At 67.2% G+C, this 9,068-nt stretch carries 6 protein-coding genes and 2 pseudogenes; 1 reads left to right on the plus strand and 7 read right to left on the minus strand.

Going from position 1 to position 9,068, the window contains the following annotated elements:
- Positions 1 to 106: pseudogene (locus GCN74_RS27575) on the plus strand (IS5/IS1182 family transposase); the annotation flags it as partial.
- 17 nt (positions 107 to 123) lie between these two features.
- Here the strand turns inward: GCN74_RS27575 and GCN74_RS27580 are convergent.
- The 7 genes and pseudogenes from GCN74_RS27580 to GCN74_RS29020 form a co-directional block, all read right to left on the minus strand.
- Entirely contained in the window at positions 124 to 783 is a 660-nt protein-coding gene (locus tag GCN74_RS27580; protein WP_152259616.1) for a BON domain-containing protein, read from the minus strand.
- Between the two features lie 146 nt (positions 784 to 929).
- Positions 930 to 3,545: a magnesium-translocating P-type ATPase gene (mgtA, locus tag GCN74_RS27585; RefSeq protein ID WP_226939264.1), complete on the minus strand. Its 2,616-nt coding sequence runs from the start codon at positions 3,543 to 3,545 to the stop codon at positions 930 to 932.
- Between the two features lie 119 nt (positions 3,546 to 3,664).
- Positions 3,665 to 4,489: an ABC transporter permease gene (locus GCN74_RS27590; protein ID WP_152259618.1), complete on the minus strand. Its 825-nt coding sequence runs from the start codon at positions 4,487 to 4,489 to the stop codon at positions 3,665 to 3,667.
- Positions 4,449 to 5,228, minus strand: a complete 780-nt coding sequence (locus GCN74_RS27595) for an ABC transporter ATP-binding protein (protein WP_226939265.1) — start codon at positions 5,226 to 5,228, stop codon at positions 4,449 to 4,451. The genes GCN74_RS27590 and GCN74_RS27595 overlap by 41 nt, the downstream gene beginning before the upstream one ends.
- Before the next feature lie 51 nt (positions 5,229 to 5,279).
- Positions 5,280 to 6,737 (minus strand): efflux transporter outer membrane subunit, encoded by a 1,458-nt coding sequence (locus GCN74_RS27600; RefSeq protein ID WP_152259620.1) that lies wholly within the window; start codon positions 6,735 to 6,737, stop codon positions 5,280 to 5,282.
- Positions 6,730 to 8,820 carry an ABC transporter permease gene (locus tag GCN74_RS27605; RefSeq protein ID WP_152259621.1) on the minus strand — a complete coding sequence of 697 codons (2,091 nt, stop codon included), beginning with the start codon at positions 8,818 to 8,820 and terminating at the stop codon, positions 6,730 to 6,732. Before GCN74_RS27605 ends, GCN74_RS27600 begins: the two co-directional genes overlap by 8 nt.
- Before the next feature lies 1 nt (position 8,821).
- Positions 8,822 to 9,068 (minus strand): annotated as a pseudogene (locus GCN74_RS29020) (hypothetical protein); the annotation flags it as partial.

Below are 9,068 nucleotides of genomic sequence, written 5' to 3' on the forward strand. Positions count from 1 at the left end.
CAACCGCCTGAAAGATTTCCGCGCCGTCGCAACTCGCTACGATAAACGCGGACACAATTATCTGGCAGTCGTGATTATCGCAACAATGATTCTATGGCTCCTCTGAAATCAGTCAGATAGACCCTAGGCCAGCGTCGGATTGATTTTGACGTGGTTTTCCACTTCCGTCACGCCAGGGGCATTCCAGGCGGCTTTTTCCGCATCCTCGCGCTCCACCCACGAGCGCACGCTGCCGCCCAGCACGACGCGCGGGCCGTGCGCCTCGACGGTCAGGCGGGCCGCGTCGACGGTGGCGCTGCGCTGGAAGGCCGAGATGATTTTTTGCCGCACTTCGCCGGCCGATGCACTGGGCCGCAAGCTGATCTGGTTGACGACGCTGCGCACGCCGCGCACGTTGTGCACCGCCTCCTCGGCCCGCTGGCGCTGATAATTCCACGCCACGGGTCCTTCGAGCCGCAGCACGCCATCCTGCACCACCACCTTGATCGCCTCGGACGAACTGGGCAGCTGCGCCTTGAGGGCCACCACGGCGTCGCGGGCGATTTCCGGATCGGGCCTGGCCTGGCCCGCCAGCCTCACCTCGACGTCGTTGGCCACGCCAGCCACCCCGGCCACGCCCTTGACGCAGCGTTCGGCACGTATCTTGTCGCCGAAGCTGTGCGCGAACCCCGACAGCGTGACCACCCCAGCCTTGACGGAGACGGCGATATCGCTGGCGCTCACATCAGCCGCCCAGTCCAGTTCATGCTCGACATTCTTTTTGACTTCCGTATCGCTCAGCATATGTACCTCCATGTTTCCATTGATGTTGGCCCAGCCAGGCCCCGTGACACTCCTGCCAGCATAGGAGCCGGCCAGTTGTCCCCCTTGATACACATCAATCGTGCAAGAAGGCCGCGTGCATGGCGACGGACGGGGACGGCTGCGGCTCACATGCCCCAGTGCCGCCCGACGTAGCGCTTTGCCGCATAGGCCAGCACACCGTATGCGCACAGCAGCAGCGGCAGCAGCATCCAGTACGCGGCGGGCAAGGGGCGAAAGCCGAGGACGCTGGCCAGGGGCGAGTACGGCAGCCAGATGCCGGCCACGCAGACGATGGCGCCTGTTGCCGTCAGGGCGGCGCTGGCGCGGCTGCGCAGAAACGGTACCCCCGCCGTACGGATGATGTGGATGACCAGGGTTTGGCTCAGCAGCGACTCGATGAACCAGCCCGTCTGGAACAGAGCCGCATCCTGCCAGGCATCGAACAGCCACAGCATCATGGCAAAGGTGGCGTAATCGAAGAGGGAACTGACCGGCCCCAGCAGGGCCATGAACTTGAAGATGCCCTGGATGTCCCATTGCCGCGGCAGCGCGATGTCGGCCGCATCCACATTGTCGGTCGGAATCGCGGTTTGCGAAAAATCATACAGCAGGTTATTCGTCAGCACCTGGATGGGCGCCAGCGGCAAAAAGGGCAGGAACAGGCTCGCCCCCAGCACGCTGAGCATGTTGCCGACGTTCGAGCTGGCACCCATGCGGATGTATTTGGTGATATTCGCAAATACCCGGCGCCCTTCCCGTACGCCGCTCTGCAGCACCAGCAGGTTCTTTTCCAGCAGAATGATATCGGCCGCCTCCCTGGCGATATCGACGGCGCCGTCCACCGACACCCCCACGTCGGCCGCCAACAGCGCCGCACTGTCATTGATGCCGTCGCCGAGAAAGCCGACCACGTGTCCCTTGCTGCGCAGCAAACGCACCACGCGCGCCTTCTGTGCCGGGGCCAGCTTGGCAAAGACGCGCGTGCGCTGCGCCAGGTCGGCCAGCGCCGGGTCGTCCAGACTGTCGATGCGGCTGCCCAGCACCACCTCGCCCGCCGCCAGTCCCACCTCGCGGCACACCTTGCGGGTAATGACGTCGTTGTCGCCCGTTAGGATTTTCACGGCCACGCCACTGGCTGCCAGCGCCCCGAGCGCGGCGGCGGCGCTCTCCTTGGGCGGATCGAGGAAGGCGATATAGCCGGCCAGGGTCAAACCGGTCTCGTCGGCGATACGGTAGGCATCCTTTCTGTCGGCCATGTCCTTGTAGGCGATGGCCACGACGCGGAAGCCATCGTCATTCAATGCCCGTGTCTGCTCATTCGCTGCGGCAACATGCGTGGCATCGAGCACGCCACGCCCGCCGTCGGCTTCGTAATGGGTGCACACGGCCAGGATTTCTTCCACGGCGCCCTTGCACACCATCAGGTGGCCGCCTTCCGGCGTCGCCACCACCACGGACAGGCGGCGCCGGGAAAAGTCGAAGGGAATTTCATCGACCTTGGCATAGCCGGCGTCCACGCCCAGCAAACCGTGCAATTCCACATGCGCCAACACGGCCACGTCAAGCAGGTTCTTCAAACCGGACTGAAAATGGCTGTTCATCCACGCATAGCGCAGCACGCGCTCGGATTCCTGGCCATGCAAGTCCAGGTGGCGCTTGAGGATGATGCGGTCCTGCGTCAGGGTGCCGGTCTTGTCGGTGCACAAGATATCCATGGCGCCCAGGTTCTGAATCGCATCGAGGCGCTTGACGATGACCTGGGTGCGCGACATGGCCAGCGCCCCCTTCGCCAGGTTGACGGTGACGATCATCGGCAGCATTTCCGGCGTCAGCCCCACACCAACGGCCAGCGCGAACATCAGCGCCTCCAGCCAGTCATGCTTGCCCAGGCCATTGATCAGCACGACCAAGGGCACCATGACGGCGATGCAGCGTATCATCAGCCAAGTAAATTGCCGCACGCCCACATCAAAGGCCGTGGCGGGCCGCCTGCCGGCCGCCTGGCCGGCCAGTTCGCCAAAAAAAGTCCTGCCGCCCGTGCGCACGATGAGGCCCGTGGCATAGCCGCTCAGCACGTTTTCGCCCATGAAGCACATATTCGGCAAGTCGAAGGGCGACTCGACGGCGAGGGCGAAAGGACCGGCACACTTTTCGGCGGGCATGGCCTCGCCCGTGAGCGCCGCCTGGTTGATGAACAGATCCTTCGCTTCGAGCAGGCGCAGGTCGCCGGGAATCATGTCGCCGGCCGCCAGGAGCACGATATCGCCGGGCACCAGCGTTGCCATGGGCACGTCGGTGCAGGCGGCCTGGCCGTCCGCGCCGCGCCGGCGCACGCTGGCGCTGTTCCTGACCATCGAGCGCAGGCGCGCGGCGGCGGCGCTCGACCGATATTCTTGCAGGAAAGACATGCCGATCGCCAGCAAGGTCATCAGGACAATCAACAGCGCCGCCCGTGCGTCGCCCAGGAAGTAGGCGGCGGCAGCCAGCGCCAGCAGCAAGGTGTTCAGGGGATGGCGCGCGCGCTGCCACAATTGGCGCGCCATGCCGGGCGCCTCGTCCCGGTTGACGACATTGGGGCCATGACGCCGCAGCAGTTCCTGCGCGCTGTCCCGGTCCAGCCCCGCCATCGAGGAACCGAGTGCCGCGCAGCAGGCCTCGGCATCGAGCCGGCTCAAGGCGCGCAGCTCTGCCGTTTCAGCCTGCCGGCGTTGCTCCTGCGCCTGCCCACCGTGTGTCGACATTGTTCCCTCCATCCGCTTGCGCGGCCCGGATTTCGCCGTGACGCCGCCCTGCGCTATGCCGCTGCAACGCCTGAAGCGAGGAAAAGCGCCGCTGCGGCGCTGGCACCGCCGCCTCCCCCTCAGCCGTTGATAATGCGCGGATACAGGCGGGTTGCCAGCAGGGTCAACAACAGCAGCGCCACGATTTGCACGGCAAAGTCCGTCACCAGTCCGAAGGTGCTGGGTACCTGCTCGATCATCAGCCGCCGCAAGGCATCGACCTGGTACGTCAGCGGATTGACGATGGCGAACGCATGCAGCCAGTCCGGCATGAGGCTGAGGGGATAGATCGCGTTACTGGCAAAAAACAAAGGCATCGTGAGCACCTGGCCTATGCCCATGAAGCGTTCGCGCGTCTTCACGAGGCAGGCGACGAGCAGGGAAAAGGTCGAAAAGACAGCCGATCCCAGCATCACCATCGACAGCACGCCGGCTGCATCCCATGGCGTCGTGCGCAAGGGCACACCCAGCGCCGCCGCCAGCGCGTACACCACCAGCGCCTGCGACACGCCGCGCACGCCGGAGGACAATGCCCGCCCCAGCACCAGCGCGTAGCGCGGTGCCGGACTGACCAGGTATTTATGCAAGATGCCCAGGTCGCGCTCCCAGATCAGCGATACGCCGTAAAAGATGGCGACGAACAGCACGCTTTGCGCAAGGATGCCGGGCGCCACGAAAGCCACGTAGCCGACCGGACCGGTTGGCATGGCGCGGGTGCGCGCCAGCACCTGGCCGAAAATCAGCAGCCACAGCGCCGGCTGCACCATGCGCGTGAACAGCTCCAGCGGATCGTGGCGCAGCTTGCGCACATCGGCCTCGGCGACGGCCAGCATCTGGCCGATGGCGCCAGCCATGCGCCCCAGCCTATTCACGGCGCTGGACAGTGCGGCGGACCTGGGCAACATTCTTGTAATCCTCCCTTTCGCTCATCGACGCGCCCGTCAACGCAATAAATACATCGTCCAGGGTGGCGCCGCTACCCTGCTGCGCCTTCAGATCGGCCGGCGTGCCTTGCACGATCATCATGCCGCGATGCATGAAGGCCAGGCGCTCGCACCGTCGATCGGCTTCACCCATGTCCTGCTTGGTCATGTGGATGGTGGTGCCGAATTGCCGGCGCAAATCCCGGATGTGCTGCCAGACGCCACGGCGCGCCGTGGGGTCGAGGCCGACGGTCGGCTCGTCGAGAAACAGTACCGGCGGGCGGTGCAGCATGGCTTGCGCGATTTCCAGGCGCCGCACCATGCCGCCGGAATAATGGCCCACCAGACGATCGGCGGCGCCCTCCATCTGCATGAAGGCGAGCGCCTGCCGTATCCGTTCGCCGCGTTGAGTGCGCGGGATACGGTACAGCTTGGCCGTAATCAGCAAGTTTTCATACCCGCTCAGTTCGCCGTCGGCCGACAGCATCTGCGACACGTAGCCGATGTGGCGCCGCACTTCCAGGGCTGCGCGGCGGATGTCGTAGCCGGCCACCAGCGCCGTGCCGGCGCTCGGCGGCAGCAAGGTCGTCAACATTTTGATGAGGGTGCTCTTGCCCGCGCCATTGCTGCCAAGCAGGCCGAAGACCAGCCCTGAATCAATAGCCAGGCTGACGTGATTGACCGCCACCAGGTCGCCAAAACAGCGCGTCAGTGCCCGCATCTCAATTGCTGCCCCCTGTTGCTGCGCCGTCCCTGCATGCATGTCCTTGCCTCACGGTAGTTGATCTGGCTGCGCTCCGCCCATGACGATGAACCACTGCGCCGTATCCGCATGGCGCTGCCCCTGAACACGCGCATGGCCGAGGCGCGCCTGCTGGTACAGGCGCTGCGCTTCCAGCAATTGCAGCAGGCTGGCCTGCCCCGCCTGGTAGCTTTGCTGCGTCAGTCCGAGCACGGCCAGCGCCGTCTCGAGCGCCTTGCGCTGCGCCTCCAGCAGGGCGACATCGTGCTGCAGCGCCTCGAGCGCATCAGCAACCTGGCCGAACGCTTGCAGCACGGTCTGCCGGTAGGCTTCCAGCTGTGCGGCATAGGCATCGGTGGCGGCGGCACGCTGGGCGGCCAGCACGCCCGCATCGAAGACGGGCGCCACCAGACTGGCGGCCAGGCTCCACAGGCTGGCGCCGCCCAACAGGCTGCCCGCTGTCGCCCCCGTCGCCGTCCACTGCGCGCTCAAGGTGACGTCCGGATAAAGTTGCGCCGCAGCAATGCCGATGGCCGCGCTGGCCGCGTGCAATTGCGCCTCAGCCGCAAGGATGTCAGGCCGGCGCCGCACCAGCAGCGACGGCAGCACCAGGGGCAGCCGGGCCGGCAAAGTGAAGGCCTGCAGAGTGAACGGGGGCGGCTGCCATGGTGCCGTCTTGCCGGCCAGCACGGCCAGCGCATGCGCCGCCACGCTGGCTTGCTGTTGCAGTGGCGGCAACAGGGCGCGGTCGCTGTCGAGCTGGCTTTCCGCCGTCAGGACATCGAGTCGCGCCGATTTGCCGGCCTGCGCCGCCAGGCGCACCAGGTCGAGGTTGCGCTGGTCGACGGCGATGATGTCGCCCACGGCGGCGATCTGCTCGCGCGCCGCCGCCAGGGTGATTGCCTGCCGTACGGTATTGCCGCTCAGGCTCAGGCGTGCTGATTGCCATTGCGCAAATTGATAGTCTGACAGTGCCTGGGCCTGCTCGATGCGCCGCCGCGTTGCGCCGAACGCGTCGGCGTCGGCACTCAATGCCGGTCCAAAGGACAGGACATTGGCGACGCGGTCCAGGCCGCCGTCTCTCCCTCCCTTGGCGCGGACACCCGAGGCCGTCAAATCGATGCGCGGATAGCGGGCGCCGCGCGCCGCGTCGAGCACATGCTGCGCCTGCGCCACGGTGTCGCGGGCGCTTGCCAGGCTGGCACTCCCATCGAGCGCCATGGCGACCAGCGCATCGAGCGCAGGCGAGCCGAAGGCCTGCCACCAGCGTGCCGGCACGGCTTGTCCCCCACGCAAGCTTTGCGCGGCGCCGCCCTCCCCATGCGCCAGGATGGCCCCGTCATGCCGCGTGTAGTGTTCGAACGGCGGGGCCGCGGGCCGCACGAAATCGGGCCCGGCGGTGCAGCCCGACGCCGCCAGCGCGACCAGGGCCGCCGCCACGGCGCGTCGCGCGCACGGCGGGCGCGGATGACAGGCGCGCTCATTCATAACGCAGGGCCTCGATCGGATTGAGGCGCGCCGCCTTGCGGGCCGGGTAGTAGCCGAAAAAGATGCCGACGGCGGCCGAGAACAGGAAACCGCCCGCGACGGCCGCTGGCGAGATGACGGTCGGCCATTTGGCGAGCGCCGAGATGATGCCGGTGGCGATGATACCCGCAGCGATGCCGGCCATGCCGCCGATGACGCTCATGAAGACCGCCTCGGCCAGGAACTGCAGCAGCACGTGACTGCGGTGGGCGCCGACGGCCATGCGCAGGCCCACTTCGCGCGTGCGCTCCGTCACCGAGACGAGCAGGATGTTCATGATGCCGATGCCGCCGACGAGCAGCGAGATCGAGGCGACGACGGCCAGCAGCGCGGCCATGACCCGGCTGCTGCCTTCGGCCGCATCGGCGATCTGGCTCAGGTTGCGCACATTGAAATCGGGCGTATCGCCGGTCCGGATGCGGTGGCGGCGCAGCAGGATGGCGTTCACCTCGTCGATCGCCGCATGCACCTGGGCCGCGCCGGCCGCCTGCACGTAGATCTGGTTGACATAGCCCGTCAGCCTGGCCTGCAGGCCGAAAGGATTCGGCGCCGGCGGATACGGCGAGCCGGCATTCGCCTGCTGGGTGGGCGCCGCCACGCCGAGTATCTTGCGCTCGGCCGTGCCGAACGGGATCATCACCAGGTCATCCTGGTCCTGGCCGTACGCCGTCTGGCCTTTGGGCGCATACAGCCCGACCACGCGCAGCGGCATGCCGCGCACGAGGATGGTGGCGCCGACGGGGCTTTCGTCAGCGGCGAACAGCTGGCGACGCACGGTCTCGCCGATGACGGCGACGAGAGCGGCACCGTGGTCGTCGTCATAGCTCAGCCCCCGCCCTTCCGCCAGGTGCCAGTTGGTGACGGCCGGATAGCTGGCCGTCACGCCCTGGATGGCAGTGGTCCAGTTCTGGTCGCCATATTGCACCTGGCCGCTCTGGCGGATCAGGTAGCTGACGGCGCCAACCTGCGTACTGTCGCGGCCGATGGCCTCGGCATCGGCCACCGTCAGCGTCGAAGCGCTGCCGAAGCCGGCCCGCACGCCGCCGCTGGTGGCCGCGCCTGGCACGACGACGAACAGGTTGGTGCCCAGGCTCTCGATCTGGCGGCGCACGGCATCGTTCGCGCCCTGTCCCACAGCGATCATCGCGATCAGGGCGGCCACGCCGATGAAGACGCCGAGCATGGTGAGCAGCGAGCGCGTCTTGTTGCGCAGCAACGCCTGGGCCGCCGCCGTCAGCAACATCCGCAGGAATGACCAGGAGGCGGCAATGTGCGCCGCACTGGCCGGCGCCGCCGGCGTCACGCCCGGGGCGACGCCGGCCGCTGGCGCCGGTGCCGCGCTGCCCGCCGTGGGCACGTCGGACAGCACCGCGCCGTCGCGCATCGTCACGACGCGCTGCGCATAGGCGGCGATGTCGGGTTCGTGGGTGACCAGCACGATGGTGACGCCCTGCCCGCGGTTCAGGGCCGCCAGCGTCTGCATGATCTCGTGCGAGGTGCGCGTATCGAGATTGCCGGTCGGCTCATCGGCCAGCAGCACGCGGGGCGTATTGATCAGGGCGCGGGCAATGGCCACGCGCTGCTGTTGCCCACCGGACAATTGTGCCGGCGTATTGCGCTCGCGCTCGGCCAGTCCCAGCAACGCCAGTGCGGCGCGGGCCCGCTCTACGCGCCGGCTGCCTTGCGCCGCCAGCGGACCGGCGTAAAACAGGGGCAAGGCCACGTTCTCCAGCGCGCTGGTGCGCGGCAGCAGGTTGAAGCTCTGGAAGACGAATCCCAGGCAGGTGCTGCGGATCTGCGCCAGTTCCGCTTCGCGCAATTGCGCGATATTCCGTCCTTCAAAGAAATATTCACCGCTGCTGGGACGATCCAGGCAACCGAGGATGGCCATCAAGGTCGACTTGCCCGAACCGGATGCCCCCATGATGGCGACAAACTCGCCGCGCCCGATGCTCAGGTTAACGCAGCGCAAGGCCTGCACATCGACCTCGCCGACGCGATACGTGCGCGTGACGTTGCGCAGCTCGATGCAGGCGTCATCCATGCTAGCGCCCCGGCGGCGGCAGGCCGATGGGCGCGGCCGGGCCGCGGCGTGCGGCATCGGCCCGCTCCGAGACGATCACCGCATCGCCTGCGCGCAAGGGGCCGCCGACGATCTGCGCATACGCGTCATCCTCGAGGCCGATGGCGACCGGCAGGCGGCGCGGCTTGCCGTCGTGCAATATCCAGACCTGCCCCGCACGCGCGCCCGGGCCGGCGGCCTGTTGCGGCGCGGCGGCGGCATTCCCCGCG

The organism is Janthinobacterium sp. FT14W (assembly GCF_009208755.1).
Lineage (GTDB): Bacteria > Pseudomonadota > Gammaproteobacteria > Burkholderiales > Burkholderiaceae_D > Janthinobacterium > Janthinobacterium violaceinigrum.

What these genes read in the sequence shown, in the direction of transcription:
- GCN74_RS27580 (WP_152259616.1), bottom strand. Translation starts at nt 783, where the DNA reads ATGCTGAGCGATACGGAAGTCAAAAAGAATGTCGAGCATGAACTGGAC.
- mgtA (WP_226939264.1), bottom strand. Translation starts at nt 3,545, where the DNA reads ATGTCGACACACGGTGGGCAGGCGCAGGAGCAACGCCGGCAGGCTGAA.
- GCN74_RS27590 (WP_152259618.1), bottom strand. Translation starts at nt 4,489, where the DNA reads ATGTTGCCCAGGTCCGCCGCACTGTCCAGCGCCGTGAATAGGCTGGGG.
- GCN74_RS27595 (WP_226939265.1), bottom strand. Translation starts at nt 5,228, where the DNA reads ATGCGGGCACTGACGCGCTGTTTTGGCGACCTGGTGGCGGTCAATCAC.
- GCN74_RS27600 (WP_152259620.1), bottom strand. Translation starts at nt 6,737, where the DNA reads ATGAATGAGCGCGCCTGTCATCCGCGCCCGCCGTGCGCGCGACGCGCC.
- GCN74_RS27605 (WP_152259621.1), bottom strand. Translation starts at nt 8,820, where the DNA reads ATGGATGACGCCTGCATCGAGCTGCGCAACGTCACGCGCACGTATCGC.